The sequence below is a fragment of the Microbacterium sp. P5_E9 genome (genome assembly GCF_054049175.1).
Genome location: NZ_JBFUMV010000139.1, coordinates 1 through 538, shown reverse-complemented (window position 1 = coordinate 538; position 538 = coordinate 1). Strand labels below are relative to the sequence as shown.

At 69.7% G+C, this 538-nt stretch carries 1 protein-coding gene; it reads right to left on the bottom strand.

The window, feature by feature from the left end; translation table 11 throughout:
- Positions 1 to 190: 190 nt before the first annotated feature.
- On the bottom strand, positions 191 to 538 hold a 348-nt coding region (locus tag ACXJ3V_RS20665; RefSeq protein WP_457102228.1), incomplete at its 5' end, for an enolase C-terminal domain-like protein.

Here is a 538-nt window from a genome sequence, read left to right as displayed (position 1 = left end):
GCGCCACCTTGTGCGCCTGCGGCACCTTCTCGCGCAGCGTGAGGCCCGAAGGAAAGACCGTGCCGGCCGCGAGCCCGCCGTCGTTGGCCACGATCGCGACGTTGTCGTTCGCGTGCATGCGGATGGTGAGCGGCGCGGGTGTGAGGGTTTCAGCCATGAGGGTCCTTCGGAGTTTCGGGGGCGTGTGATGTCAGGCGCGCTTGCCCACCTCGGCCTCTTCGCGCGTCCAGCCCTTGACCTGGTCGCTCAGGCTCAGCCCGAGGCCCGGCCGGGTCGGCACCCGCATGCGGCCGTTGCTGATCTCGAGGCGTTCGTTGAACAGGGGCTCGAGCCAGTCGAAGTGCTCGACCCAGGGCTCGGTTGCGTAGACCGCGCCAAGATGGACGTGCAGTTCCATCGCAAAGTGCGGCCCGAGGCCGAGGCCGGCCTGCTCCGCCAGGCCGGCAACCTTGAGGAAGGGCGTGATCCCGCCGACGCGGGGCGCATCGGGCATCAGGTAGTCGGCGGCGCGGTGACGGATGAGTTCGCCGTGCTCCGC